The following is a 26460-nucleotide window of genomic DNA, read 5'->3' as shown; positions in this document are numbered from 1 at the left end:
TCAGCGTTTCCAGTAGTCGTTGGCGGCCGCAACGGTGGCGAACTCTACTGCCACCACGGGCGCGATGCCAATCAGCATCGCCGGGTCGTCGGCGTACTGTGCGCGCAGGCGATGGCGGACGTCGCCGTCCGGTTGCGTCGCCTTGACGGTCAGCCGGGCCAGCTTGATCGCCAGCGCACGCCCTTCTTCAGGCGTCGCGACGATCAGGCTGTTGCCGGGTACCAATGGCACGTCCATGCATGTCTCCGTTGGGTGGGGGTGGGGAAGGCCTCAGTACGCGTTCGAGTTCGTCGGCGATCAGCCTGCAGGTACCCGCGCCCACCGAACAATCACTCACCCGGCCTGTGTGCCGGAACCGCTCGTGCCCGGTCTGGTCCAGGATTAGCAGCGTGGGTGTCGCGGCGACGCCGAAGCTGTGCATCGTCTTGGGAATCGGCCAGTGCGTGCCTGGCCTGTCCATGCATACCGGGAACGAGAACGCATGCGCGGCCATGAAGGCCTGCACGTCGCGCGCCGATCGCCGTTCCTCGCGCGTGCAACTGGAGTGGACGGCGAGGAACCTCACCGGCAGCTCGCGATAGCGATGCCGCAGCCGTTCCAGTTGCGGCAGGCCGACCGCGAGCGACAGCGGGCAATTGATCCGGAAGAACAGGACGATGACGACGAAGCCCTGCGCATGCGCTTCGTGCAACGGCACGGGTTCGCCGAACCATTGGTCGACCTCGAACGCCGCGCTACCCGGTCCGGGTGCGTGGCGGACCGGCCGTCGCGCGAGGCGATGCGCGGAGCGTGGTGGCGCGGATGGCCTTGTCGTAGGGGAGGACGGCGTTCCGGCGGGCGCTGGGCTGGGCTCCCCTGCGGCAACGACAGGGAGGGAGAGACGGGTTGCCACAGGGGAGCGCACAGGGGGCGCGGCTACGGCGTCGGCCTGCCGGGCACACCGGGGTCGCCGGTGAGGGGTAGCGTCGTGGTCGTTGGTGTGCGAACCGGATTCATGGGAGGACCCTGCGGCGGGTGGCGGAACGGGAGCGACCTGACCAACCCTCGCAGGTTGCGTGTTCGTCAAGGACTCCACGTCCCCCGTCCGGGTAACGCACGGGTCGCTCCATCGGGCAGCCGCGTGCACGGCACGCGGCACGCGGTCCCCCAAATTGGGGGGCGCGGCGTCATTCGTCGGGGCGATGAAGGGCCCACAGTGCGGGTACAGGCTTGGATCGCCGCGCCGCATTTCGTCGGCGCATCCGGAGCGCGTCATGAGCAAGGAAATCTCGCATGCCAATGGCTGTCCCGTCGTCGACAACATCAACAGCCTCACCGCGGGGCCACGTGGCCCGGTGCTGCTGCAGGACGTGTGGTTGCTGGAGAAGCTGGCGCACTTCGACCGCGAAGTGATCCCGGAGCGTCGCATGCATGCCAAGGGCGCGGGTGCGTACGGCACGTTCGTCGTCACCCATGACATCAGTCGCTTCAGCCGCGCGAAGCTGTTCTCGCAGGTGGGCAAGGCGACACCGGTGTTCGTCCGCTTCTCCACGGTGGCGGGCGAGCGCGGCGCGGCCGATGCCGAGCGCGATATCCGCGGCTTCGCGGTCAAGTTCTATACCGAGGAAGGGAACTGGGACCTGGTGGGCAACAACACGCCGGTGTTCTTCTTCCGTGATCCGCTGCGCTTCCCTGACCTCAATCATGCGGTCAAGCGCGATCCGCGCACGGGCCTGCGCAACGCCACCAGCAACTGGGATTTCTGGACGCTGCTGCCGGAGGCGCTGCATCAGGTGACCATCGTCATGAGCGATCGCGGCATCCCGCGGACCTATCGCCACATGCACGGCTTCGGCAGCCACACCTTCAGTCTGGTCAACGATGTCGGTGAGCGGGTGTGGGTGAAGTTCCACCTGCGATGCCAGCAGGGCATCGAGAACTGGGACGACGCGCAGGCGGCGGCTGCGGTGGGCGGCGACCGCGAGACGCACCAGCGCGATCTGTTCGATGCGGTCGAGCGGGGCGAGCATCCGCGCTGGACGCTGTGCATCCAGGTGATGACGGACACGCAGGCACGCGCCCATCGCCACAATCCCTTCGACCTCACCAAGGTCTGGCCGAAGGCGGAGTATCCGTTGATGGAAGTCGGCGTGCTGACGCTCGACCGCAATCCGGAAAACTTCTTCGCCGAGGTCGAGCAGGCCGCCTTCTCGCCGGCCAACATCGTGCCCGGCATCGACTTCTCGCCTGACCGCATGCTGCAGGCGCGGCTGTTCTCCTATGGCGATGCGCAGCGGTACCGGCTGGGCGTCAACTTCAACCACATTCCGGTCAACGCGCCGAAGTGCCCGTTCGCCAGTTACCACCGCGACGGCGCGATGCGGACGGATGGAAATCTGGGGCGCACGCCGACCTACTATCCCAACAGCGTCGGGGTCTGGCACGACCATCCGGAACTGCAGCAGGCGCCGCTGCCGCTCGAAGGCGATGTCCGGCACTGGGACCATTACGTGGACGACGACCACTACGAGCAGCCGGGGGCGCTGTTCCGCCTGTTGTCGCCCGAGGCAAGGCAACGGCTGTTCGCGAACACCGCGCGTTCGATGGCGGGTGTGCCCGATGGCATCAAGCAGCGCCACATCCAGCACTGCTGGCGTGCCGATGCGGCTTACGGTGAAGGCGTGGCGCGCGCCATGGACCAGCCGTCACCGCACGCCGACGAACGGAGATGAGTCATGCCGGCGCGCTGCTCGGTTAAAGTAATCGCACGCATCGCATGCCTTGGGGGAGGGTCGGTGCGCAACAGCGGGTCGACGGTGTGCCGAAGGGGGCGGGTTGGCGAGTGCGTGCGCGAAGGCGGTCGGAAGCACCGGACACCTGCACAGGTGGCTCGCCGGCGTGTGCCTGCTGCTGCTCTGCCATGTCGCGCAGGCGCTCGATCCGCAGCGCCGGATCGCCCAGTTCCACCACACCGCATGGACCGTCAAGGAAGGTGCGCCGGGGCAGATCACCGCGTTGGCCCAGACCACGGATGGCTATCTCTGGCTCGCCACGCAGGTGGGGCTGTTCCGCTTCGATGGGGTGCACTTCGAGCGTTACGCGCCGGTGGAGGGCCAGTCGTTCCCGGCTACCAGCATTTCCACCCTCCATGCCACCGCGGATGGCGGGTTGTGGATCGGCTTCCGGTACGGCGCGGTCAGTTTCCTGCGCGATGACCGCCTGACGCATTTCGGGGAGGCGCAGGGCCTGCCCACGAGCACGGTGTTCCGTTTCGCGCATGGTCCGGACGGCCGCCTGTGGGCGGCCACCTTCAGTGGGCTGGTGTACCTCCGCGACGGCCGCTGGCATCGCGTCGAGCCGACGTGGCGCGTCCCCGGTTCGCAGGCGCGCACCGTATTCGCCGACCGGGACGGCACGCTGTGGCTGGCGACGGATACGGCGATCGCGCGTCTGCGGAAAGGCGCGCGGACCTTCGAGACGCTGGACCTGCCGACGGGCCGGATCAGCCAGATCGCACAGGCGCCCGATGGCGGCCTGTGGGTCGCCGAGAACGAGCGCGGCGTGCGTCAGCTGCCGATCGACGGGGCGGTATCCACGGACACGCTGACGGCGCCATCGGCGAGCCTGCTGTTCGACCGCGACGGGACGTTGTGGGCCACCACGATGGGCGAGGGCGTTCGTCGCCTCGCCCACCCCATGCGGCCCGTGCGTACGGGAGCCGGCGGCGATGCGTTCGAGCAGTTCCGGCAGGACGATGGCCTGAGCGCCGACTACCTGCTGCCGGTGCTGGAGGACCGCGAGGGCACGATCTGGGTGGGCAGCAGTCATGGGCTGGACCGCTTCCGCCACACCAACGTCATCCCGGCGCTGCTGCCCGACGGCGCACAGGATTTCGCCATCGTGGCTGCATCCGACGGCAGCGTGCTGGCGGGTAGTCGCAATCGCCCGCTGATGGAGCTCGACGGCAGCCGGGTGGAATACCTCGATCTGCCGCCACCGTTGACGGCCGCGCAGCGCGATCGCGACGGCACCGTGTGGCTGGGAGGTCCCGGTGGGCTCTGGACATGGCGCGACCGGAGGCTCACGCCGGTCACGCCGCTGCCAGTGTCGGGATACTCGGGTGTGCAGGCCATCGCGCACGATGCGAAAGGCGTGCTGTGGGTGTCGTTGAACACGCCCGGCATCCATCGATTGGCGGACGGCCGCTGGCAGCAGCTGCGCGGACGGAAGGGTCTGCCGGCGGGTTCGTCGCCGCTGGTGATGCTGGCGGCACGCGACGGCGCGATGTGGCTGGGGTATGCGCGCAGCCAGATCGCGGTGATGCGCGGCGACGCCATACAGCCCATCGGACACGCCGACGGCCTGTCCATCGGCAATGTCACCGCGTTGACGGAAGGACGGTCGGGCATCTGGATCGGCGGCGAGCGTGGGCTGGCGTACTACGCCAACGGCAGGATGCGCACGCTCCCGCTGCCGGCAGAAAGTCCGTTCCGTGGCATCACCGGCATCATCGAGTCGCGAGCCGGCAACCTGTGGTTGAACGGAGCACAGGGCGTCCTCCATCTGGTGGCGGAGGACGTGGCGCGCCTGCTGGCGGGTGACGCGCCGACGTACGAGCAGTTCGATTTCCTCGACGGCATGCCGGGCGTGCCGGCGCAGTTCCGGCCGATTCCCACCGCGGCGGAAGGACGCGACGGCCGGCTGTGGTTCGCGACGACCAGCGGCGTGGTCGCGATCGATCCCGCACTGATTCGTCGGAACACGCTTCCACCGCCCGTGGAAATCCTCTCGCTTATGGCGGACGATCGGTTGCACCGCGCGCGCGGCGGTGCGGTGCGTCTGCCGCCTGGCACGCGAAACCTGCAGATCGACTATACCGGGCTCAGCCTGTCCATTCCGGAACGCGTGCGCTTCCGGTACAGGCTCGACGGGCACGACGATGACTGGCAGGACGCGGGCACCCGGCGCACCGCCTTCTACAACGACCCCGGTCCCGGCACGTACACCTTCCGGGTGATCGCGGCCAACAACGACGGTGTGTGGAACGACACCGGCGCCTCGCTGTCCATCACCATCGCGCCGCGCTACTACCAGACGCCCTGGTTCCTGGTGCTCTGCGTCGTGCTGGGCGCATCGTTGCTGTGGATCGCCTACCTGCTGCGTCTGCGCCACCTGTCCGCGCAGATCCGCGAGCGCCTGCAGGAACGGCATCGCGAACGCGAGCGCATCGCGCGCGAGCTGCACGACACCCTGCTGCAGAGCGTGCAGGGGCTGATCCTGCGCTTCCATGCCGTGGCCGAATCGCTTGGCCGGGAAGCGCCTTCGCATGCCGCGATGGAGCGGGTGCTCCAGCGTGCCGACGACGTGATGGGAGAGGCGCGCAGCCGCGTGCTGGACCTGCGCCGGGCGCAGCCGTTGGGGCGCTTGCCGGACATGCTCGCGGAACTGGGGCAAGAGCTGGCAACGGACTACCCGGTCGAGTTCCGGTTGACCGCGGAAGGGACCGTCCGTGATCTGGACGTACTGGTGTGCGACGAGATCTACCGCATAGCCCGCGAAGCCGTGCTCAACGCATTCCAGCATGCGCGCGCCGGACGCGTTGAGGTCGAACTGGTCTATGCGACGGAAGATCTGCAGGTACGCGTGCGGGATGATGGCGTCGGCGTGCCGAATGAAGTGCTGCAGGCAGGCGGGCGCCACGGGCATTGGGGCCTGTCGGGCATGCGTGAGCGCGCGGAGCGTGTTGGCGCGACATTCCATGTGCGCTCGGCCAGCGGCGAAGGTACCGAGATGGCGCTGCGCGTCCCTGGCGACATGGCCTATCGCGGCGAACCGCCCCCCGTGCGTTGGCGTCGGCTGCGCGGGCTGTTCAAGGGATTCTGGCGCGGCTGATGCGACACCTGCATGTCGGGCAGGGGTGTTCGGCTTCTTAAGACAGTGCCGTGGCGGGCCGGCGGCGGATCCCGCTCCATCCCGATGGGCAGGCCGTGAGGATACCGGGCAACAAAAAACCCCACGGAAATCATGGGGTTTTTGCGGTTCCGCGGTGGTGGTATGGGTGCTCCCACAAAGATCCGTCAAGATGCTGAAATGTAAGAATTCAGCGGATCTGAAATTTCTTAGTTACCGTCCACGTTACCGTCAGGAAATTGGTGCTTGAGAATGGACCTGGTGAGGGAGCAATCCATCCCAAACTTCCGCTGAAGCGCTGGCGATCGAGCTCCAACTACACGCTTCACTGGAGAGGGGTAGGGCCGGTTATGCCGAGCGCCTTTCGCATCTGCGCGACGGTCAGCCAGCTCTCCGAGTACCTAAGCGCAAGGTCGGCCAACTTCTTGATCTCCTCCGGAGTCGCCACAAAGCCGAAGGCATTGGCGGGCTGTCGCTTCCCGAAAACAATCCTGGTACCGCGGAACTCCCCGGATGTGACGACCTTGGAGGGCCAGATCCTCGGCCTCTTGGCCACGATACAACTCACATCCAGGAATAGACCATCAAACACCTTGCCTTCTGGGCTATAGGTGGTCAGTGACCCTGTGCCACGGCCGAGTGATTTCTCAGCTCGGATCTCCTTTGCGGCAGTCTTCTCTTCCGGATCGAGGTCCCTCGTATAGGCGAAAGCCCAAAGCGGCGTCGCTTCGTCCGATATCAGCCATTGCGAGAGAGTTACATTTTTGGTGGTGCCCCTCTTGAAGGGGTTGGTGTTTGCTCCAGCAATCCGCTTCTGGTGCTCGATGGCGCCAACGGCCAGGGCTTTCTTCCTGTAATGCCTTAAGGCGGCATCGAAGCCACTCGCACCCGCGGCCAGTACGCCAACCTGTCTCCTAATTCGTTTCAGATCAGTTGTCACGGACGCAAACATGTCCGCGTCCGCGAACGTCCCCATAAGGTCCGTCTGTCCGCCGAGACCTCTCTTCGTGAAGTTGGAGCTTCCCAGGATCACGGTGCCGGGCGAGATTAACGTCAGCTTGTGGTGAATGCTGTCGGGCACCCGAAAGTCGACCACGAACTCGAAGTTCTTGAGTTCTGCCGCGAGCTTCGCGCCAGCCTCGATGAACTCGGGGCTAGTGAAGCAGTTTTGCGTGCCAACAATGAAGGTAAGCCTGCGGTTCTGTTCGGCCAGTGTCCTAAGAAGGAAAATCTCATCCGTAGACTTTCCGAAGGCCGATACGATCGTCAGCTGATGACCGCGCATCGAGAGGAGCGCATCCCGGTAGGTGGTGCCAGAGTAGGCAGTGAGGATCCTGTGTTTCGTGGTCATAAACTTGGAGGGTAAGGGCTTGAGTCGTTGTCAGGGTACGGCTGATCTGTGTGCCTGGACCGATCATCGCCTGTTCCGGCGAACCATAGGGCGGCAGGCGCGTTGCATTTGGTGGACCGCTCTCGACACCTCGGGCGGAGCTGTCACTGGGTTTGCAATCGTGACCAGGGTCAGTGGGGGAGAATTGTTCTCTGCTTGCACCATCAGGCTGCCGAGCAATTGTGAAATCTTCTCGTTTCTAGAGAATCCAGCGCGCAAGCAACGGCGGAGGCCGGATGCGAGAAGGTCCGCGATCTGCACGCCAAGATTCTGCTTCGAGTCAACGAAAGAGAAGTCCTCGCTCATAACAAGACGTACGTCGAATCCGCTCTCGACTTCGATGCCATATTCGTCCCGCAGGTAAGTGGGCGGACCGTCTTTGAAAGCGAAGCGTTCGAAATGCTGATAGTTCGCGCCACGCAGCATTGGTTGCGGGCTGTCGATGGAATAGCTCTGCATGAAGGACGGGGCGAGGGCTCGGAACGACTCATCGAACACGGAGCTTCCCCGATGCTTCTGGTCGATTCTCCATCTGAACCGGCTCAGCGTGGCGGGTACTCGCTGTACGTAGTACAGCAAAGACCGCGTTAGCAGGCTAAACACCAGGTTGTACTGGCATACGATCTGGAGATAGAGCTGAGGTGAAAGGCTGGCGAAACGATCGGCTGCATGTTGATGTCCCGCCCGACCATCTGGGTGTCTTATCCTGGGGATATGCTCATTGAGACAATCGACCTGCTGCTGGTGATGATACGAAACGTCTGCCACGGTCAGGGTTCCAATATCGACCGCGGCGCAGTAAAGCGTTCCGTCCAGCGAGCGCAACTGCTCTAGGAATGCCAGGTAAGAGACGTTCTTGGTAGGCGTTGCGGGTCTCTTTGATATCGCCGTTCTGCTGCCGAAGACCCCGTACTTTGATGGCGCCGATGGCGTGGCCAGTCTTGCCGTAGCGCTGCTGGTCGCCGCGGCGCTGTGGTTCGTGCCGATGGTTCGCGGTAGCGTTGACCTCTCGCTGGCCGACGAAACCATTCGCATCCTTCGGCCACCAGCGTTGCAGGATGGGGAAGCGGCTGCATCGCCGCCGGCGGCGGCGAAGACCGAGTCACCGCCGCCGGCTGATCCTAGGGCCTGATATGGCGCTGGCGTGTGTTCCGCTATCGGCCAGGCGGCTGTCCCGTCTCGTGAAGCCCTCTGCCCGGCGCCGATCATCAGGAAGGACCGGGACACAATGGACGGCGTCGCGGATGAATCCGATGCCACGCTCGTTTAGTGCCTGTACGATCTGGTCGCGTTGCAGCGGGCTGGGCGGCAATCGCAGCCCGCTCTGGTTGCCGCGCGCCATCTTGGTGAGCGGCTTTGGGGCGGCGCTTCTTCTTGGCCCGTTGGTGGCTTATCTCCTACTTACGGCCAGTGTCTTCAACCACCAGACGGTCAGTTGCCTTCCTTTGATTGAAAGAAGACGTCGCAAATCTAGGTTGTACTTCCTCCAGTTGCTCGGGGAGCCCAATGACGAACTGTCGAGCGCGCTCGACAGTAAAGTGATTGGTCAGAGTGACGATCTTAGAAGTTGTCTTGTCTGAGACAGTGAACCTCAGTTCCTTGCGAAGGCGGTCGGAAGGCGGTGTTGCGATCAGCATGAGTGAGGGTGCCAACGGGATTACCAGCATCTCCTGTCCAAGGCGGTGAACTGTCATATCGAACATCGGACGATCGCAGACGAGGAGCGACTCTGACGGGGCTGGAACTACCTGGTAGTCCCAGTTCGAAAATTGGTCCAATTTATGAGCGTAAGTCGATCTGAAATGATCTACCACGAGCCTTCCAATCTCGTCTTCCGCCAATGATGGATCGGCCGAAGTGAGGACATTCGCAAGGATCTCGTATTCGTAGGCACTTCGAAATCCAAGAAGAATTGCCGACTGGATGAAATCACCAACAACATTCCCATGACTTGGAAGTAGCTGCTTTTCAAGAAGGCGATCAGTGATTCGCGCGAGGGCGTTCTCGCCCTGAGAGAACCAGTCTTCAAGACTCTCATCCCGGTAAGGTTTTTTTCCGACGGTCTTTCGCACAGGAACGTAGCGGAACTCGCTTATTGCAAAGGAAGCCTCGGATCCGATATGAAATGCAATATGACCGGTCCGACAATCGAGAACCCAGTGCCCCTTCTTGCCGTTGTATTCAGTAATCCAGCGTTTCAGAAGGGCTTTTGGAACTGTGTGATTCCGGTGTTTGGCCGAATGACCTCTCAGGTTCTTAGTTACTTTGCTTAAGGCCACGACCAGTCCTTCGATTTATTTGCGACAATTTTAAGCTCACGGAAAACATGATCTGTGTGCCGACCTCGCAGGGAGCTAGCCGCTGCGAAGATGGTGTCGTCTTGTAAGGCAACCTTGGCCTGCATACTCGTGAAAACCATGCTTCTCCGGCTATGCGGCGCTTCTCGATGCCTCTGTCCATCAGCCTGATCCAAGAAAGAGCTAGCAATCCGGCGCGGCTACGCGCGCGGCGCGTCCGTCCTCAGCCAGTCCAGAACCTCGGCAGGTCCCACAGCCATCAGGTGCACCCGCGCTCGCGACAGCGCCACATACGCCAGCTCAGGCACGTCAGACAGATCGCGCGTGGCGAGCACGATCACGAAGCGGCGTTCAAGGCCCTTGAAGTTGACGATGGTCGAGAGTGTGAGGCCGGCATAGACTTGGTCGCGCAGGGGCGTAGCGAGCGCCGTCAGAGATGTACTTCCCGGGCTCAGCACGGCAATGTCCCCGGGCAGGACGTCCTCGGCGTTGATCAGCCGGCGCACTTGGTTGAGCGTAGTGCGCTCGATTTGTCCGTCGTCGCAGGGGAGCCACTGCACCTCGGCGCCCACGGGGCCATCTGCGATCAGCCCCGGGCCGCGATAGAAGCGCTGCGTGGCAGCGTGAATGTTCTGGGTGTTGCGGAGGTTCCGGCTCAGGCGGATCGGAAGGAGTGTGTAGGCGTCGAAGTGGCTGCGCAGCTCGCCGTAGAGCCGCTGATTGCTATCGAAGTAGGCGTGCAGGGTGGCCCCGTCGCTCCGGCTCGCCAATGCATCGATGGACACCCAGGTGCTCGGAGTGAAGTCCTGCGCCTCGTCCACCACCACTGCGTCGTAGGCGAGATCGGGCCGCGCGGCAAGGCTATCGAACACGACCTCAGGAAGCTGCTCGGAGCGCGGCGTGGTCGCGCCCGTCAGGATCCTAGCCTCGGTGCCAAGGTGCCTGGCCAGTTCCGAAAAGGTCGATACCTCGACGCCGCTATCGCGCAGCACTAACCTGATGTGCTCGGCGAGCTGCGCTGAGCCGCAGGTGAGGAGGGTGCGTTGCCCGGCTGCGGCGAGACGGCGGGCGTCCTCGCAGGCGAGCACGGTCTTGCCAGTGCCGGCGCCGCCCGAGATGGCGACGCGCCGCAGGTCCTCGAACGCGTTGAGGATATGGAACTGCTGCGGCGTGAGGTTCTCGATAGCCTCGTCATCATCCGCACTGGAATAGGCGAGGGGCGAATGGAGCTGGATGGGGCGGGCTAGGAGCTGTTCGAGCACGCGCGTGCCGTGCGGTCCGAGCGCGTCATCATTGCCGCCCGATAGGCGCTGGGCGACCCAGTCGGCGAGGTGTTCGAGTTCGGGGCGGGTTGCGAAGAGCTCACGCGGTTTGTCGGGGCCCATGTGCTGCGGCACAGCTTGGACGTCCGGAAAGATCACGCCGTGGCGGAAACGGAAGTGGCCGCGTGGCCACCCGCGTTCGGCCTGCGCCTTTCTTAGTAGCGCGTGCTTGCTTTTCGACGCCTGCTCGACAGGGTTCTTGATGGTGTGGTTGATGCCGTGGCGATCGCGGCTGGTCCAGCGATCCGTAGCGGGGTCGTAGCTGATCGCTCCACCCTTTACCTCGATGAAGAGCACGCCATGATCGGGGTGTGCGACGACGAAGTCAGACTCCCCATCGATCTCGGCGCCCGAAGCAGTCTCGCCGAGCCAGGGGCGCGAGTAGAACACCGTCCAGCCAAGCCCGAGCTGCGCCGCCAGCGCATCGAACACGCGGATCTCAGCCGCCCGGCGCGACTCGGCGCGGATTGCGGCAGGGAGCAGCCGTGGCCACATCGTCGCCATTAATGGTGTCCTTCCACAAGCGTATGAAAGAAGCCGAGCGAGGGATCGGCAGGGGAGCCGACCAGAAGCGCGCGGTCGAGGAACTGGTTGAAGTCCTCGCACGAGGTTTCAGGCGAGAGGACACAGGCATGGCAGGCAGCGAGGGACATACCGGTCTCGCCAGCGAGAAGATCCTCGATACAGAGAGGATCGGACGAGCACCACGCTTGGGCATGGATGGCCGCCTGGATCGTGCGCTCCATCCGCTCGGGCGTCCCTTCGCGCTGCAAACCGCCGAGCGTGCCGTCGTCATCGGTGGTCGCCGTATAGATAAGCAGGCCCGCCATTGGCGCGTCGCCGTGATCGACATAGAGCCGTTCGCGAAGCGCGGTCGATGAATAGCCGCAGTCGAGCGTGAGCTGGCGCATCAGTGCGTGGGCGAGGGTATGCACCAGAACGCGCCTCGGGGTGATCGGGCGAGGTGGCTTCTCGTCCCCAAAGCGCTGCTTCCAGTCTGCCTGATAGCGCTCATCCAGCGAACGAATGCGCTCGACGACGCCAGCCTGCGTTTCCCAGCGCGTCAAGGCGTCAGTTTTGAGTTCCAGGTAGATGCCTTCACCGCGCACTTCGATGGCGGGTAGCCATCCAAGGCCACGCACCGAAAGCTGCGCGTAGTTGGGCGAGTCAGGGTCGCCCGGCGGGTGGATGCGGGTGAAACCCTTCAAGGCGCTCACTTCACGAAGGCGCACGACGCGCACCAGGTGGGAAAACCAATGCGAGAGCGCAGCCGGCACGGCGTGGGGCCGCATCTCAAACTCACGATCCGGACCGTGGTCCGCAACGCCACTGGTGAACTGGCGGTGCTCCTCGCCCCGAAGATTCTCGACGTCAATCTGCTCATGCGACGCCATACGGCGATTTAGGAGATCAGCGAATTCCTCGGGCGTCAGCCCGAGCTCCGCCAGCACCGGTTTGAGCTCGTTCTTTGCGAGGATCTTCACCAGCAGGGCGCGCTCGTCGGGGTCCTCGACGTGCATGAACTGGTCCCACATCACACCCATTGCTTCCTGAATCTGATCGGACCATGGCGGGATGCTCAGTGCAGACTCAACCACAGGAAAGTAAAGATTGGATGCGCCGCGCTGGACAGCGCGTGCCTTGTGATCACAGGTCTCGTCCCCGCCCGCGAGCCAGGGCCTTCGACCACGGCAGTTGGGGAAGGTCTCCCAGGTCTCCTCGGAAAACACCCGATCCATTGAGCGGCGGGCATGGCAACTGGGGCAGCTGAGGATCAGGCCGGCAAGCCCGGCACGCTCGGAAACGAGACTTAGGAAGGTGCGCTTCTGGCAGCCTTCCTTGTGGCGCACCCAGGAGTGCCAAGGGAATTCATCAAGATGGCCTGCCTCGCAGGCCATCACGAAGCGAACCGGCACCACCCACACCTTGCGCCGCCCGGGCATACGCTGCGTGCACTGCGCGCAGTAGAGGCCGGGCTGGCCCGCTTCATCCGACCACGCGCGCGACTCGGCAAGGCGGCTGCACTGCGGGCATTGCAGCCAGTTTGGGAAGCGCACGGCCACAAGTGCCTTGCTATCGGGCCGATTGAACTCCTCGGCCGACACCGGAGGGAGACGAAAGCCCTGCACACCGAGCTTCTTTTGGAGCCGTGCTTCGAGCACGGTCTGCTCGTTTCGCATCCCGGCAGGCGGGAAGTTCCGGTCCCACTCTTCAAGGCCAGCCGCGACGGCCGAGATCGGCGCATCCCCCGCGCGGAAATCGATCACGGCGCCGGGTCCGAAGAGAGACGCTGCCGCGCTGCGGCGCAGATCGCCAAGTTTATTGCGCGACATCGTTGTTCCTCAGGCCGGGCACGAGACGGTAGGGCGTAGCGGGTTCCACACCGCGCATGGAGTTCGGGGTCGGCCACGCTTGGCCTACGACCCGGCCAGTGGCCCGGCGCGCCGCCGCCTCTTCGGCGCTCTGCATCAGCGGCGCGGCGCGCGAGCCCTTCTTCTTCCAGTAGATCTCGGGCGCCCGGCGGATCCATGCGTCGAGGCGGCGGTGCAGCTCATCGCGCACGCCCACTTCGTCGGCGTCGATCCTGCCCGCGCGTGCCACGACCAGATCAATCAGCTGGCGGGCGCGGGCTATGCTTTTGTCCGACCACGCAGGCTCTTCGAGCATCTCGGGGATCAGGTGGCGCACGAGTGCAACGAGGACGGCATGGAGCGCCCGGTCGCGCGCACGCGAGGCAAAGGGCGTTGCGCTCGTGGCCTCAACGAAGCGATACAGCATCGAGTGCCAGGTGCTAAATGTCTCGTAATGCGAGCGGTCGCGGGGCTTGGCATTGTTGAGGAGTGCAACTACGAGTCCCTCGACCTTGCCGCGGCCTACGCGGCTCGTGGCCTGGATGTATTCAGCCATCGTCTTCGGCTGGCCATTCACGAGCATTAGGCCGAGACGCGGGATGTCGACGCCCACGCTCACCATGTTGGTGGCGAGCACGACATCCACGGCGCCGGGCTGATCCACGCGCACGGCGAGCTTGTCGAGCATGTCGCGGATCTCTGCCTGCGTGCGGCGAGAGGTGAGCTCCTCGATCTCCGACAGCTGGCGCGGCTGCGTGCCTGCGCGCGTCGCGAGAAGGGCGATGGTGTCTGAAACGTCGTCTTGCATCAGCACGAGCGCGCCGCCCAGCTCGCGAAGCGAGTTGAAGTAGGCGAGGAGCGTCCAGTAAGGGTCGCGCTCCTCAGGGTTCAGTGCGTGCAGCGCGCCATGCATGAGCGAGGCAGAGACGGCTTGTAGCGTGAACTTGGCAGACCGGCCAGCCGTGGTAAGGCCGATGTAGCGCCTGCCCGCGAGCTCAGTGTCTTGCACGGCGAAGCCCGAATCCTGGGCATCTAGGCCTGGTGGGGGGAACTGGCAGGTATCGCGATCGAAGAGGGCGCGCACCTGCTCGCCCGCGCGGCGGATCGTGGCCGTCGAGCCCACGATCTTGGGTGGGCTGCCGTTGTCGGAGAGGATGATGTCGACGGCTGTCTCGTAAAGACCGGTGAGCGTGCCCAGCGGGCCTGCGATCAGGTGGAGCTCGTCTTGGAGGATGAGCTGCGGCTGCATGGGCGTGCCAATACCAAAGAGCGCGCGCGACGCCGGGTTTCGGACGATCTGCGCGAACTTGTCGACGGTTCCCAGCAGCATCGTCGGCCGCTGCTGATAGATGTCCTCGTCCACCGTGAACACCGGAAGCGGCGCCTTGGATAGCGCGCATGCAGCAGTGCGGCATTCGACGACGACCGGGTCAGTGTCGCGCCGCTGGACATAGTCGAGGTCGGCGTTGCAGCACGGGCATTTGGTGAGCTGGCGGGCCTGGGGCTTGAATGCATCACCTTTGTTATCAAACGCGATCTTTCGGGAGTTCGGTGTTGCGTCCCCTCCGACCCAGAGGCCGAGCGAGAAGGGTGCTTTTCCAAGCACCAGCTTCCGTCCAGAGTTGACTGTGCCCCTCCGGATCGCCTCGCATGCGCAGATCGTGGCCGCGGCGCGGATGAACTGCTGCGTGGTGAGGAGGCGCAGCGTGTAGCGCATAATGCAGGCGACGCCATCGCCGTCCTCGGGCCGCGCGCCAACAAGGCGGCGATGGAAAGCCACCATGGCCACGAGGCCCAGATAGGCCTCGGTCTTGCCGCCGCCGGTTGGGAACCAAAGGAGATCCATCACGCTCCGATCGGCGTGCTGGGGATCGAGGGTGGACTCCATCGAAAGGAGCAGGAATCCAAGCTGGAAGGGGCGCCAGACGAGCGACGAGCCGCCCCAGACCCGCTGCGTCTCCATCGCGAGGTTGGCAAGCCGAAACGCTTCCGCCATCGCGCCATCTGACAACAGCCGATCGACGCCGCGGCGCATCCGCCCAAGCACATGCGCGATCTCATCAAGATGCGCGTTGGCGGTTTCCACAAGAGGCGCTGGAATGTCTTTAAGAGTCGCGCGCTGATCGTCCAGCCACGTGGCGTAGGCGTCGCAGAGCGCGCCAAGATGGCCAACCAGTTCGCCATCCGTGCTCTGCGCAAGAGTGGCTGCTGCCAGCGAGCCGGACTTTGCTAGGCCTGCGAAGTGGCGCGAGCCATCGGGGCTGACAGCGGGGGAAGTGGCCTCGGGGATCCAAGCCGTCCGCACGGCGTCGATCTCGCGCCCTTCGGTGCCCGCGTCCCACTGCGCCGAGCAGGTGTGGCCGGTGGCGTATTCACGAGAGCGTCGGAAGAGGAGCGCGTTCGAGCGGTCATCGGCGTCGATGGCGGCCTTGCGGCTCGGGCGCGTGATAAGGCGGGAGCCACTCGTAGCGCGGATCGCGAGACTTGTCTGGAAGAGCGTTGAGGTCTCGATCGCCTCGCGGCTGCGATCAGGCGTCGAGCCGTTGACCAGCGTGATGGTGGCCAGCACGCCGGCCTCGAAAGGCAGAACCCGCACATTCAGGCGAACGCCTGCGACGTCGACCTCCGCCAAGAGAATGTCGTGATTGCCCGGGGTGAGTTCGATCTCGATCGGCGGGAGCGCGATGTCCACCCGGTTCCACTTGTCTTTCTCTTCCGGATGCGGCTGGTAGCGCCCGCAAGCGATCTCCACGAGCACGCGCGGCGCGGCGTCGTCGCCGGATGCGCAGGCGAAGGAAATTCCGGCGGTTGAAGGGCGTCGCATCTGCGCCGCGGGCGGCTGGGATGACTCGTCGCTCTCTTCGTTGCTATCGCCGTCCCCGCCTGCCACCGCAAGGCGCTCGTCCTGCTCGGGCGGGAGCACGAGGTTCTGCGGCCACAGGATGCCGGTGAGGTAGATGTCGGATGGCTTGGCGTCAACAGTTTCGTCAGGCGTAAACGGGCCAATCAGGTCAATGGCAAGGCGTTCAATGAGTGCGTCGCGGGCGGACATCAGCGGGACTTAGGTTTGGTGGGAGAGAACGAGGTCAGAAGCGGCGCATAGAGAAAGCCGCTCGACTTCCACGGTTCGAGCATGGTTTCGAGGTGAGGGCTGTCGGGGGCAACGACCATCGTGCGAAGACCGATCGAGCGGCCGTAGGCGAGCCAACTGATCGACTTGTTGAGATGCCAGGCAATCTTTCCCACGTCGGCGCGAAAGCGCTCGCTTAGCCCGCCCAGCCGCTGCTCTCCATCGTTGATGGTGAACTGCCAGCCCACGGTCGACTCCGCGCGCAACATTAAGCGAGGGCGGCGGGGCTGATTCGCCCATGCCGCCTGCGCGGTGAGGGCGTCTTCCTGCCGGGCAAAGAACGGGCGCCCCACAAGACCTGGCGGCTCGATATCGTGTGGACGCCCCACCTCGACCTGGATCGAGGTGCCAGTGCGGCGCCACACGCGGCCATTGACCTTTGTTCCGCTTGGCGCGCCTGTCGTGCCCACCACCAAGCGCTCGCGCGGGCGGGTAGCACCAACGAACATAACGCGCGACTCTTCGCCCGTCTCGTCAGCGTTCGCGGTTTCCTGCAAATAGAGATAGACAATGGGCGCTTCGCGACCCTTGCTGGCATGGATGGTGCCAAGGATCGGTCCAGCGGTGCCGAACTCGGGGGTGCAGAACTGCATCGGCGGGTTAGTGCGCGCCAGCACTCTTCTCAGCGCATGGAGATCAACGACATGAACGGAGTCTCCGGCCACTTCCACGCAGCGGCTCCACGCCTCAGCACTGTCGAACGGTGCCTGGATGTCGCGCTCGTGCCAGCGCTTCTCAAAATCGTCGCGGGTGATCCGCCGCTGGGTGTGGTCCCAGAACATCTGTGCGACCCAAGACCGCACGCAGATGGGCATTCCGGACAGCCGCAGGCGGTGCGGCAGAAGCCCGGCATGGCTCGACGCGATTAGGACGTCCATACGGTTGCGCATGAGAACGAGCGCATCATCTGGCAGCGTATCGAGTTTCAGATTTGCCACTTCGCCGGCATCCGCATGGGCCAGTCGCCGAATCTCGCTCTTGACGTGCTTTTCGATGTTGGCTTTGCGGCCAGACAGGAGGTCGCGGCGCAGCACAGTGAAGATAGCGAGGAGGTTCGGGTCCGCCGTGCGATGCACTTCGGTCAACTGCATCTGGCGAAAGCCACGCGCCGCCAGCGCGTCAAGCAAGTTCGTGCCCTTGGAGTCATCTTCGCCTTCGGCAAAAGCGTAGATCGCCTGGGCGCGGTCGGCGAAGACCGTGATCCCGCTGTCGGCGTTGAGACCGTCCACCATCGCCAAGACGAGATCGGCGCGGGGACCGACGATGTCCTGCGCCTCATCAACGATCAGGTGCTCGATGCGCGCCAGATCGTCGCGCACATCCTCATCCTCTCGTAGCAGTTTCAATGCGGCGTTGATGTTGTCTTCGTAGCTGCCGGTGAGGCGCGCTTCTTTCATGAAGCCCGAGTGGACGGCCCACGCGAATGCGTCGAGCGTGATGATGCGAACGCTCGCGGCGTCGCCTGGCTCTTCCAGTGCACGCGCAATGCGGTTTCGGATCTCGACGACGGCGGTGCGGGTGAAGCTCACCAGGCAGATGCGGGAGGCGGGGATGCCGCTACCGACCATCGCCGCTACGCGCGCGCAGGCCGCATGCGTCTTGCCGGTGCCAGGGCCGGCGTCAACGATGAGACGAGCATCCGGCGGCTCGGCGACCGGGTCATCCTGCCAGGTCGGCGCGTTCGCGCCAAGGTCCTCGGTCTCCGGTGGCAGCGGGGGCGGGGGCGGGGCGCGCACCCGAACCTCCCGCTCGAACACCTCCTCGGCCTCGGCAGGCGGCTGAGGCGGAGCTGGCGGCGGGACAGGCGTTGCAGCGGTCCCACCGATCTCGATGGAGTTGCCGTTCAGCAGCCAGAGCCGCTTGCGGAAGGTGATCGCCGGCTTCCCGTCGAGTTCCCGCAGTGGCCGCTGGATGGTGGCTATGACCCTGCCGTTCTCGCGAACGCGAACCTCTACTTCTTCCCCTGACACGCATCCCCTCCCTAGTCGCGCCAGTCGAGCGTAGCTGGTCGGAGACGATCCTCCCAGCACCCAATCTCAAGTCTGGCGACGAGTGGCTGTCATGGTCGCACTCCTCCACGAGACGCCGAATTGACCGGCGGGAATCCAGTCAGCCAAAATGTCCGAAATTCTTCCCAGAGACCTCGATACTATGGAATGCCGCGACACGCTTGAAGTGGCGATCGGCCGGTTTGGGATACGGGGACTCTCCCAGCAACTTGGGCGCAGCGAGCGTCAGATCGGACGCTGGCGCAGCGGCGAGACGCCGTTCCCGCCCATGCTCGACGCCCGCTTGCGCGAGCTGCTGGCGCCCAGGGTCTCTGATCCTGGGGCCGGAGATTTCACCTTCATCGATCTCTTCGCCGGGATTGGCGGTATCCGGCTGGGTTTCGAAAGGGCCGGCGGGCGATGTGTGTTCACGAGCGAGTGGAACGAGTTCTCCCAGCAGACCTACCAGAACCACTTCCGCGACGAGCATGCCATCACGGGAGATATCACCAAGGTCGACCCGGCCTCAGTTCCGGACCACGATGTCCTGCTTGCCGGGTTTCCCTGCCAGCCGTTTTCTATTGCCGGAGTGAGCAAAAAGAACGCATTAGGGCGACCTCACGGATTTGAGTGCACAACGCAAGGCACGCTGTTTTTCGACATCCAGCAGATCATTGCTGCCAAGAGGCCGAAGGCTTTTTTGCTCGAAAACGTGAAGAACCTGGTGAGCCATGATGGCGGGAACACGTTCCGCGTGATCAAGCATGTTCTCGAAGTTGAACTCGGCTACAAGATCTTTCATCAAGTCATCGACGGTAAGCGCTTCGTGCCACAGCATCGCGAGCGCATCATCATCGTGGGCTTCCGCGAGGACACTGATTTCACGTTCAAGGATCTGCGTCTACCGGAAGTCGGTCCTGACATTGCCAGCATCCTCCACCCGGAGGATGGCAGTGAGGAGTGTGAGCGGCACTACACTACTGGCGAGAAGGCGCAGGTGAGTAAGAAATACACGCTCACACCTAAGCTCTGGGAGTATTTGCAAGCTTATGCGGCCAAGCACCAAGCTGCCGGGAATGGCTTTGGATTTGGACTGGTTCGGCCAGGCATTGACCACTCCACGCGCACCCTGTCTGCGCGCTATTACAAGGATGGGAGCGAAATCCTCATTCATCGGGGCAAGGGTAAGCGACCGCGCCGTCTGACGCCTCGCGAATGCGCAAGGCTCATGGGCTTTCCGGATGATTTTGAGATTCCTGTGAGCGACACGCAGGCTTACCGCCAGTTTGGCAACTCCGTTGTGGTTCCTGTGATCGAGGCAGTGGCCAAGATCATGGCGCCACGGATCATGGAGCTTAAAGAGCGGGAAGCGGGTGGCGTGATCCAGCCGAGATTGGGGATCGCGGCCTAAGCGACGTGGCGGACATCGTCTCCCCAGATGTCCGCAGTCGCATGATGTCCGGCATTCGTGCGCGCAATACCAAGCCGGAAATGCTCCTTCGCCGTGCGCTGCATGCGCGAGGCTTACGCTTTCGCCTGCACCGCAAAGAACTGCCTGGCAAGCCTGATCTCGTCTTTCCGAAATGGCGCGCGGTGGTGTTTGTTCATGGATGCTTCTGGCATGGCCATGACTGCCCTCTTTATCGGGAGCCCGGCACGCGGACCGAATTCTGGCGTGCCAAGATTGAGACGAACCGACGTAATGACGTCCGTGCCGAAGCACTTTTGCGAGAAGCGGGCTGGCGCGTAGCGACAGTTTGGGAGTGCGCCATGCGTGGCAAGCCCGGAGCCCCTGAGCATATCGCCGCTCGCGTGGGGGATTGGTTGGACAGTCAGCAGGACGCTATGGAGGTCAGGGGATGAAACGGGGCTATCTCAGCGAATACTTCGATGGCGTGGCAATCAAGCGACTGTCAGCAGTCGAAGCCAATGACACGCGCTCCAACCAGCATGAGTACAACGCGATACGCGCAATGCTGGATTTCATGGGCAAGCCACCGGAACGCACCCGCCTGGACACTCGTTTCATCTACCTGTGTGATGACGACCCCGAGCCCGTGCTTGAAGACGCTTTCCTGACCCTCTACAACGCGCGCGCCAATCAAACGCATCGTACCGCCGAGTATCGGTTCTATTTTCCAACGACGGCGGTGTCGCAGCTGGCAAGCGAAGGCGATCTTCTCGTAATTGCCCGGCAGCGAAATGGCTCTTTGCTCGTGATCATTGCCGAGAACGGCTCAAGCGCTGCGAGCCAGGTTGAATGGCTATTTGGCTTTTCTGGCGAGGATCACCCGCGATTCTCCGTTCGCGCCGAGCTAGAGAATGAGCAGGACAGGATCGGATTTGCGGCCACCTACATTCTGGAAAGCATCGGTATCGAAGTTGCTCCACCAAGCGACAGCTTCCTCGACATGATGATTGGGCGCTTCGGTCGCGTTTTCCCGAAGACGGCAGAATTCTCTGCATTCGCTCGCGGAACTCTCGATGACATCGATTGCCGGGAGGCTCCCGACGTGGCGCTTCTTGCATGGATGGAGCGCGAGGAGATCCTGTTTCGGACGCTCGAACGTCATCTGATTGGCGATCGACTCGCGGAAGGATTTGAGCGCGACGACATCGACAGCTTTATTCAGTTCTCGCTGTCTGTGCAAAATCGAAGGAAGAGCCGGGTTGGTCAAGCGTTCGAGCACCATGTGCAAGAGATTTTCGTTGCTCATGAAATTCGCTTCGCACGTGCCGCTATTACAGAGAACCGTGCCAAGCCGGATTTCCTCTTCCCAGGAGAAGGCGAGTATCACAACCCCGCATTCAGTCCACTCGATCTGACAATGCTGGGGGTGAAGAGCACCTGCAAGGACCGGTGGAGGCAGGTGCTATCAGAGGCCGATCGCATCGAAGAGAAGCACCTGCTTACCCTTGAAACAGCGATCAGCCCAAATCAAACGCGCGAAATGCAGCAGAAGCGGCTGCAACTGGTGCTGCCGAGGGGCTTGCACGAAACATATAGCGCGGACCAGAAGAGCTGGTTGATGGACGTCAGCGGCTTCCTTGGGCTGGTAAAGAGGCGGCAGAAGCGTGTAGTGAGCTCGCTTTTCTAGGTATCTGCAACCCGGCAAAGCTAGTGGACCGTACTAAAGCTGAAGCGTCGCCTCCCTGAAATCCTACAGGGAACGCCCATTGCTGGTGGCCCAATCCTCAATCAGGTCGACGCCGGGCGTCCGGTGAAGGATCTGTGTCGCTAGGCCGGCATCTCGCGTCGCCACGTACTACCAGTAACAGCCTGGTCATAGCCCATGCCGCTCGACGAGAGCGGCCTCCAACCTTGTACGCATTCCAGCATCTCGCAAGTCTCGCTCGCAATGCACGAGCTGCGACCGCATAGCTGTTGGCCAACCCGAATCATCGTCATCAAGGGCTAGCCAGCGTAAGCTCCCCCACCCGATAGACACCCGATAAAAGCGGCGTTTACCCAAGCGCGAGCGCGTGGCGCTCTAAGTGCCAAGTCTGCCTGATACGGTTTGGTTGGTCGATTTCATGTCCGATGCGCTGGCCTGCGGTCGGCGGCGCTTCCGCACCTTCAACGTGGTCGACGACTTCAACCGCGAGGCGCTGCACATCGAGGTGGACACCTCACTCACCTCGACGCGTCTGGTTCGCATCTTCGAGCAGCTCAAGCGCGATAACGGACTGCCACAGGTCCTGCGCTCGGATAACGGCCCGGAGTTCCTGGGCGAGCCTTTCACGCAATGGACCAAAGCTGATGGCGTGGCCATCCAGTACCTCCACCCCGGCAAGCCGAACCAGAACGCCTACATCGAACGCTTCAACCGCACCTTCCGCGAGGAAGTGCTGGACCAACACCTGTTCGCACGCCTTGAAGACGTTCGCGAGGCCGCGCACAGGTGGATGATCGACTGCAACGAGGCCAGACCCCATGACTCGCTCGGTGGCCTTACGCCCGCCGAGTACCGAGTCACTCGCGCCGGAAGTCCTACTTTTGCGGTGTCTGCTTGACGGGGGAGCTTACGGTAGAGCGGCGCATTCGTAATGCTTGGGGCGAAGATCCTAGTTTGCTGTCACAGGCGGAGCCAAATCAGTCGCGGATCTCTCCTCAGAAGTGTCAAGCGGAGTTTCGCTGGTTCATGCGCGAGATTTCTCGCATGGTTCACCAGGATGCGGCCGAACAACTCGTTCAGATCGCCTCACGTCGGCTCTGCCCGCACCAAGCATTGCCGAACCGGGAGCAGATGGCATCCGCTTCGACCGCAGTGAAAAACTTCTCAAACCTATACTACCTCCGTGATTCCAGTACCGGCTGGTTTTGCGTTCGGCGCTCCGCTGTGCAGCGTCCATCAGGGTATGGGTAATGATGAAAAACAAGGTCGAGTTGGTCTACTGCATCATGGTGGTCGCCACCGCCGTTCTGGCTGGCATCGTCAAATGCACGGCTACGGCTACCTGCGGCAACTGCGGTGACTTCTTCGATCGCTGATCCGTCCTCCAACGCATATCTCACAAGGCCCGGCTCGTCCGGGCCTTGTGCGTTTATGCCGACCACTAACAAGGAAACGACAATGCACTTGGTTGAAACCATGGCCTACGCCGGCCACAAGCCCTGGCATGGCCTGGGCAACAAGCTCCCCCGTCAGCAGCCCATGGAGGTCTGGAAGCAGCAAGCCGGCATGGACTGGCAGATCGAAGAAGCCGAGGTCCGATATGTCACCGGCAGCCACAACATCGGGGCCATCAATGCGTTCCCCCAGAACAAGGTCTTGTATCGCTCCGACACCAAGAAGCCGCTGGCTGTGGTCTCCACGCGGTTCCAAGTCGTACAGCCGGGCGAGATCCTGGAGTTCTACCGGGACCTGACCGCCACCAACGGCTTCGAGCTGGAAACCGCCGGGGTTCTGCGGGAAGGCCGAAAGTTCTGGGCACTGGCCCGGACCGGGCAGAGCGTCACGCTTCGTGGCCGGGACCGGGTGAATGGCTACCTGCTATTGGCCACCGCCTGCGACGGAACGCTGGCCACCACCGCCCAGTTCACCTCCGTCCGCGTGGTCTGCAACAACACACTGGCGATTGCCGTGGGCCAAGGGGAGGGTGCCATCAAGGTCCCGCACCGCAGCCAGTTCGATCCGGAGCGGGTCAAGCGCCAGCTCGGGATCACCGTCTCGGTCTGGGACGGCTTCGTTGAGCAGATGAAGGCACTATGCGAACGGCCTGTAGATCCGGATTCGGCCGAGGCCCTGCTTCGTCGCATCCTGACCTATGCCGTTCCCAATGCCGTCCCCGTGGTCAACGAGCATGCGGTAGCCAACGTGCGCGCGCTGATCGAGGGAGGAGGCCAGGGATCCCAACTGTCTTCAAGCCGGCGTACGGCGTGGGGGTTGCTCAACGGCATCACCGAGTACGTCGACCATCATCGGCGGGCGCGGAGCGATGATCATCGCCGGGACGCGGCCTGGTTCGGGGAGGGCGCTCGCATCAAGCAGCGCGCGTGGGAGGAGGTGACGAGGTGGGCGGCATGACGTTGGCCAGAGCGGGAACAAGCTCACTCACCGATTCCGGAATGATCCCGTCAGAGGAAGCCAGTCGAAGGCGAGAGGACCAGGCGATAGCGCGTGCGTTGCGGATTCTCGAACGACGGGCTGGCAGCCCCGGCCAGTCGTTCGGGGAAGTATCCGCGTGCGAATCGTTCTTCCGGTTGCGGCTGGGTGGCGAGATGCGGGAGCACTTCGAGGTAGCGTTCCTCGATAGCCGCCACCGCCTCATCGCCGTGGAGCGCATGTTCTCCGGCTCGGTGGACGGGGCACAGGTGTATCCGCGCGTGGTGGTCCAGCGCGCGCTGGCGCTGAATGCGGCGGCCGTCATGGTGGCCCACAACCACCCCAGCGGTTATGCCGAACCTTCAGCGGCAGATCGGGCGGTCACAGCCCAACTCAAGAATGCCTTGGGGCTGGTGGAGGTTCGGTTGCTGGACCACTTCGTGGTGACTGCTGATAGAGCGGTCTCGATGGCTGCTCGGGGGTGGGTCTAGCGATCTCGTCTGTGTGGCAAGTATGGGCAGCACCTGGCCAGCGGGCCGGGTGCTGCCGGTGGCGTGTACGCCGCGCAAGTGCTGCGCTACTCAATCAAGAAGGGATCCGGGACGAACCTTGAGCGCCAAAGCAATGCGTTCAATGTTGTAGATCGTCACGTTCTTTTCGCCACGCTCGATCATGCCAACGTAGGTTCTATGTACGCCTGCCGCTTCGGCCAATTCCTCTTGGGATAGCCCGCGCTCTTTCCTCAATCGCCGGACATTACCGGCGAAAACGGTGACCAATCGTGTTTCGTGAGCTGCCCGAGCCATCGAGAGATGGTCTCGGTTTGAATACTAGTATTCGACATACTACGATTAGCACAACTCGGGCGCCAATGCCAGCGCAAGCAGTCCTAGGTCGGTCCGGTTGCTGCTCCAAACAGACAGGAAAATCAAATGCAAAAAAAGACATCCGCCAGCGCGTTGCTGATATCCGTCCTCTTGGCCGGATGTGCAGGGGGCACGCCAGACTGCGGTGACGCGGACACGCTTTCCATCCTCGATCAAGCCATCGAGGCAGAAGTGGAGAAGTACGCCTCTCAAACCCAGCGGGGAACGCCTGAGGAGTTCATGGGGATCCTGGATACCTACGAGATCTCCAACATCCGCACGTTGGACTACGACGAGGCCATCGACAGCTATCAATGCGATGCCCGCGTCACCTACACCTACCACGATCGCGAGCGTTCCGTGGACTTCACTTATCGGGTCGACACCGATCAGGCCGGTGGCGAGGTTCTGGTTGAGTATCAGAACAAGATGCTCACCCCAATCCTCGGCTACGCCATGGGCTTCTGACACGCCCCCCTTCAACTTTCATACTTCAAAGGAGTAGCAACTACATGGGCGTCTTCATCTACACCCTTGCACTAGTCTTCTTCATCATCCCCGTAAGCCTGCGGGCCTACCTGAGCCTCAAGAACGGGCACTTCCCGCTCCCGTACTTCCAGAACAACGTGGTGGTCAACCGGATCAAGCTGCGCAAGGCTATTGGAGTGCTGTCGCCGATCCTGTTCTGGGGGCTGCATGTCTTCCTCTTCTTCTGGACGATCGCCATTGAGGCGTGGCTGTCGGCATTAGTCGTTCTGGTGTACATGGTGCTCAGCCCCCTGCTGTCCGGTCAGATCAAGGCCCGTCAGGTCACGGTAGTGCAGGAGAAAGTGGTTCCCGGCTTGCCGGGCGGAGATCAGGGATGACGTGGAAGGGCGTTCGTAGCTTTCTGGGTGTGATATGCGTCACCGCAGTACTGCTGGCTTTGCTCACAGGATGTGACCAGCTTGGAGCCAGTCTGGGGATGCCGGTCGAACGCAAGCAGGAGAGTGCACCTGCCAGCCAAACGACCATCATCAGCGAGCCGGTATCAGCCAATGACGTATCCGTCGCTCCGGAGGAAGGGCCGGGTGGAATCGCTGAGTGGTCAGGAGCGCCTCCGGAGGCGGCGGACGAACCCGTAGTCGTGGCGTCTACCGACCTCCCGCCAGACGGGCCTGAGTACCAAGCCGATCTGCTGGAGGTTCAGGCTGCAGCGCGCACCGGCAATCAAGGCCGCCTCGTGGGCGTTCCAACACAGGTAAGCGCGAATGGATATCCGGTCTACCCGGCGAACTGCAGTTTCTATCCTGATCATGCCGAGTGCGCGCTGGCTAGCGGGGAGGTGGTAGACGAGGCCTACCTGCAGGCCCACACCACGGTGATCCGCAATCTTCATGTCCTGCATGGAGGTATGACCTGCGGCATCGTGTGTGTGGACGATGATGGCAACGTGCTCGGGCACGTGTCACAAGCCATGCAGGCTTGGCGGGAAGCAAACTGTCGTTGGGAACAATACGGCATGGCCCGCTGCCGTTGAGTCGTTAGGTAAGGAAGGGGAGCCGCTGGCTCCCCTTCCTTCATGTGCGATCCAATTTCCCTTTTTTTGTTTCCAGAGCATATCGGCATCATCCAACGCCGGCTCCGAGTACATGCTCCGCCCAGGCGCCCTTGTCGTTACTGCAGCCTCGCCGCGGAATGA

Annotated in this window: 23 protein-coding genes; 13 read left to right on the top strand and 10 right to left on the bottom strand. The window is 63.0% G+C overall.

Annotation, left to right across the window (positions count from 1 at the left end; genetic code table 11):
- Positions 1-237, bottom strand: a complete 237-nt coding sequence (locus tag IB230_RS15190) for a hexameric tyrosine-coordinated heme protein (RefSeq protein WP_192273632.1) — start codon at positions 235-237, stop codon at positions 1-3.
- On the bottom strand, positions 188-697 hold the full coding sequence (locus IB230_RS15185; protein ID WP_192273631.1) for a TlpA disulfide reductase family protein: 510 nt from the start codon (positions 695-697) through the stop codon (positions 188-190). The genes IB230_RS15190 and IB230_RS15185 overlap by 50 nt, the downstream gene beginning before the upstream one ends.
- Positions 698-1253: 556 nt before the next feature.
- Between IB230_RS15185 and IB230_RS15180 the strand changes: the two genes are divergently transcribed.
- Positions 1254-2711, top strand: coding sequence for a catalase (locus IB230_RS15180; protein WP_192273630.1), 1458 nt, complete (start codon positions 1254-1256; stop codon positions 2709-2711).
- Between the two features lie 166 nt (positions 2712-2877).
- Entirely contained in the window at positions 2878-5871 is a 2994-nt protein-coding gene (locus IB230_RS15175; RefSeq protein WP_192273629.1) for a sensor histidine kinase, read from the top strand.
- Positions 5872-6214: 343 nt separating this feature from the next.
- Here IB230_RS15175 and IB230_RS15170 read toward each other — a convergent pair whose 3' ends face one another.
- A complete protein-coding gene (locus IB230_RS15170) occupies positions 6215-7240 on the bottom strand; it encodes a phospholipase D-like domain-containing protein (protein WP_192273628.1) in 1026 nt (341 codons plus the stop codon).
- A 63-nt stretch (positions 7241-7303) separates the two neighbouring features.
- Positions 7304-8104: a DUF3800 domain-containing protein gene (locus IB230_RS15165; protein ID WP_192273627.1), complete on the bottom strand. Its 801-nt coding sequence runs from the start codon at positions 8102-8104 to the stop codon at positions 7304-7306.
- Positions 8105-8135: 31 nt separating this feature from the next.
- Between IB230_RS15165 and IB230_RS15160 the strand changes: the two genes are divergently transcribed.
- Positions 8136-8411 (top strand): hypothetical protein, encoded by a 276-nt coding sequence (locus IB230_RS15160; RefSeq protein WP_192273626.1) that lies wholly within the window; start codon positions 8136-8138, stop codon positions 8409-8411.
- A 265-nt stretch (positions 8412-8676) separates the two neighbouring features.
- Here IB230_RS15160 and IB230_RS15155 read toward each other — a convergent pair whose 3' ends face one another.
- The 5 genes from IB230_RS15155 to IB230_RS15135 form a co-directional block, all read right to left on the bottom strand.
- Positions 8677-9558, bottom strand: coding sequence for a DUF4238 domain-containing protein (locus IB230_RS15155; protein ID WP_192273625.1), 882 nt, complete (start codon positions 9556-9558; stop codon positions 8677-8679).
- Between the two features lie 218 nt (positions 9559-9776).
- Complete coding sequence (locus tag IB230_RS15150) at positions 9777-11402, bottom strand: NERD domain-containing protein/DEAD/DEAH box helicase (RefSeq protein WP_192273624.1); 1626 nt, start codon at positions 11400-11402, stop codon at positions 9777-9779.
- A complete protein-coding gene (locus IB230_RS15145; protein ID WP_192273623.1) occupies positions 11402-13231 on the bottom strand; it encodes a DUF1998 domain-containing protein in 1830 nt (609 codons plus the stop codon). Before IB230_RS15145 ends, IB230_RS15150 begins: the two co-directional genes overlap by 1 nt.
- Positions 13218-16301 (bottom strand): helicase-related protein, encoded by a 3084-nt coding sequence (locus IB230_RS15140; RefSeq protein ID WP_192273622.1) that lies wholly within the window; start codon positions 16299-16301, stop codon positions 13218-13220. The genes IB230_RS15145 and IB230_RS15140 overlap by 14 nt, the downstream gene beginning before the upstream one ends.
- Complete coding sequence (locus IB230_RS15135) at positions 16301-18349, bottom strand: UvrD-helicase domain-containing protein (protein ID WP_192273621.1); 2049 nt, start codon at positions 18347-18349, stop codon at positions 16301-16303. The genes IB230_RS15140 and IB230_RS15135 overlap by 1 nt, the downstream gene beginning before the upstream one ends.
- A 148-nt stretch (positions 18350-18497) precedes the next feature.
- Here IB230_RS15135 and dcm point away from each other — a divergent pair, with 148 nt between their 5' ends.
- The 7 genes from dcm (at position 18498) to IB230_RS15105 (ending at position 24404) form a co-directional block, all read left to right on the top strand.
- Complete coding sequence (gene dcm / locus IB230_RS15130) at positions 18498-19778, top strand: DNA (cytosine-5-)-methyltransferase (protein ID WP_192273620.1); 1281 nt, start codon at positions 18498-18500, stop codon at positions 19776-19778.
- Between the two features lie 5 nt (positions 19779-19783).
- Positions 19784-20230 carry a very short patch repair endonuclease gene (locus IB230_RS15125; protein WP_192273619.1) on the top strand — a complete coding sequence of 149 codons (447 nt, stop codon included), beginning with the start codon at positions 19784-19786 and terminating at the stop codon, positions 20228-20230.
- Positions 20227-21465 carry a type II restriction endonuclease gene (locus IB230_RS15120; protein WP_192273618.1) on the top strand — a complete coding sequence of 413 codons (1239 nt, stop codon included), beginning with the start codon at positions 20227-20229 and terminating at the stop codon, positions 21463-21465. The genes IB230_RS15125 and IB230_RS15120 overlap by 4 nt, the downstream gene beginning before the upstream one ends.
- 436 nt (positions 21466-21901) lie before the next feature.
- The gene (locus IB230_RS15115; RefSeq protein WP_255430495.1) at positions 21902-22381 is read left to right on the top strand and encodes an integrase core domain-containing protein; all 480 of its coding nucleotides are present in this window, start codon (positions 21902-21904) and stop codon (positions 22379-22381) included.
- Between the two features lie 355 nt (positions 22382-22736).
- On the top strand, positions 22737-22859 hold the full coding sequence (locus IB230_RS19850; protein WP_255430494.1) for a hypothetical protein: 123 nt from the start codon (positions 22737-22739) through the stop codon (positions 22857-22859).
- A gap of 82 nt (positions 22860-22941) precedes the next feature.
- Positions 22942-23895 (top strand): DUF932 domain-containing protein, encoded by a 954-nt coding sequence (locus IB230_RS15110; RefSeq protein ID WP_192273617.1) that lies wholly within the window; start codon positions 22942-22944, stop codon positions 23893-23895.
- Positions 23896-23936: 41 nt separating this feature from the next.
- Positions 23937-24404 (top strand): JAB domain-containing protein, encoded by a 468-nt coding sequence (locus IB230_RS15105; protein ID WP_225589621.1) that lies wholly within the window; start codon positions 23937-23939, stop codon positions 24402-24404.
- A 90-nt stretch (positions 24405-24494) separates the two neighbouring features.
- Here the strand turns inward: IB230_RS15105 and IB230_RS15100 are convergent, their stop codons facing one another.
- Positions 24495-24692, bottom strand: a complete 198-nt coding sequence (locus IB230_RS15100; RefSeq protein WP_225589529.1) for a helix-turn-helix transcriptional regulator — start codon at positions 24690-24692, stop codon at positions 24495-24497.
- Positions 24693-24845: 153 nt separating this feature from the next.
- On the opposite strand from IB230_RS15100, the gene IB230_RS15095 reads away from it, so the two are divergent.
- From IB230_RS15095 to IB230_RS15085, 3 genes are read left to right on the top strand one after another with little or no spacing between them, the layout of a single operon-like run.
- Positions 24846-25247: a hypothetical protein gene (locus IB230_RS15095; protein ID WP_192273614.1), complete on the top strand. Its 402-nt coding sequence runs from the start codon at positions 24846-24848 to the stop codon at positions 25245-25247.
- Positions 25248-25291: 44 nt separating this feature from the next.
- Positions 25292-25645: a hypothetical protein gene (locus tag IB230_RS15090; protein ID WP_192273613.1), complete on the top strand. Its 354-nt coding sequence runs from the start codon at positions 25292-25294 to the stop codon at positions 25643-25645.
- Positions 25642-26298, top strand: coding sequence for a hypothetical protein (locus IB230_RS15085; RefSeq protein WP_192273612.1), 657 nt, complete (start codon positions 25642-25644; stop codon positions 26296-26298). The genes IB230_RS15090 and IB230_RS15085 overlap by 4 nt, the downstream gene beginning before the upstream one ends.
- Positions 26299-26460 lie beyond the last annotated feature (162 nt).

This window comes from Pseudoxanthomonas sp. PXM01, from assembly GCF_014851815.1.
In the GTDB taxonomy this organism is placed as follows: Bacteria; Pseudomonadota; Gammaproteobacteria; order Xanthomonadales; family Xanthomonadaceae; genus Pseudoxanthomonas_A.
This window is presented reverse-complemented; position numbering and strand designations above follow the sequence as displayed.

Excerpts from the sequence above, each read along its gene's own strand:
- IB230_RS15170 (WP_192273628.1), bottom strand. The coding sequence starts at position 7,240 with ATGACCACGAAACACAGGATCCTCACTGCCTACTCTGGCACCACCTAC.
- IB230_RS15115 (WP_255430495.1), top strand. The coding sequence starts at position 21,902 with ATGTCCGATGCGCTGGCCTGCGGTCGGCGGCGCTTCCGCACCTTCAAC.
- IB230_RS15145 (WP_192273623.1), bottom strand. The coding sequence starts at position 13,231 with ATGTCGCGCAATAAACTTGGCGATCTGCGCCGCAGCGCGGCAGCGTCT.
- IB230_RS15140 (WP_192273622.1), bottom strand. The coding sequence starts at position 16,301 with ATGTCCGCCCGCGACGCACTCATTGAACGCCTTGCCATTGACCTGATT.
- IB230_RS15120 (WP_192273618.1), top strand. The coding sequence starts at position 20,227 with ATGAAACGGGGCTATCTCAGCGAATACTTCGATGGCGTGGCAATCAAG.
- IB230_RS15095 (WP_192273614.1), top strand. The coding sequence starts at position 24,846 with ATGCAAAAAAAGACATCCGCCAGCGCGTTGCTGATATCCGTCCTCTTG.
- IB230_RS15110 (WP_192273617.1), top strand. The coding sequence starts at position 22,942 with ATGCACTTGGTTGAAACCATGGCCTACGCCGGCCACAAGCCCTGGCAT.
- IB230_RS15150 (WP_192273624.1), bottom strand. The coding sequence starts at position 11,402 with ATGGCGACGATGTGGCCACGGCTGCTCCCTGCCGCAATCCGCGCCGAG.
- IB230_RS15180 (WP_192273630.1), top strand. The coding sequence starts at position 1,254 with ATGAGCAAGGAAATCTCGCATGCCAATGGCTGTCCCGTCGTCGACAAC.
- IB230_RS15190 (WP_192273632.1), bottom strand. The coding sequence starts at position 237 with ATGGACGTGCCATTGGTACCCGGCAACAGCCTGATCGTCGCGACGCCT.
- IB230_RS15090 (WP_192273613.1), top strand. The coding sequence starts at position 25,292 with ATGGGCGTCTTCATCTACACCCTTGCACTAGTCTTCTTCATCATCCCC.
- IB230_RS15085 (WP_192273612.1), top strand. The coding sequence starts at position 25,642 with ATGACGTGGAAGGGCGTTCGTAGCTTTCTGGGTGTGATATGCGTCACC.
- IB230_RS15105 (WP_225589621.1), top strand. The coding sequence starts at position 23,937 with ATGATCCCGTCAGAGGAAGCCAGTCGAAGGCGAGAGGACCAGGCGATA.
- IB230_RS19850 (WP_255430494.1), top strand. The coding sequence starts at position 22,737 with ATGAAAAACAAGGTCGAGTTGGTCTACTGCATCATGGTGGTCGCCACC.
- dcm (WP_192273620.1), top strand. The coding sequence starts at position 18,498 with ATGTCCGAAATTCTTCCCAGAGACCTCGATACTATGGAATGCCGCGAC.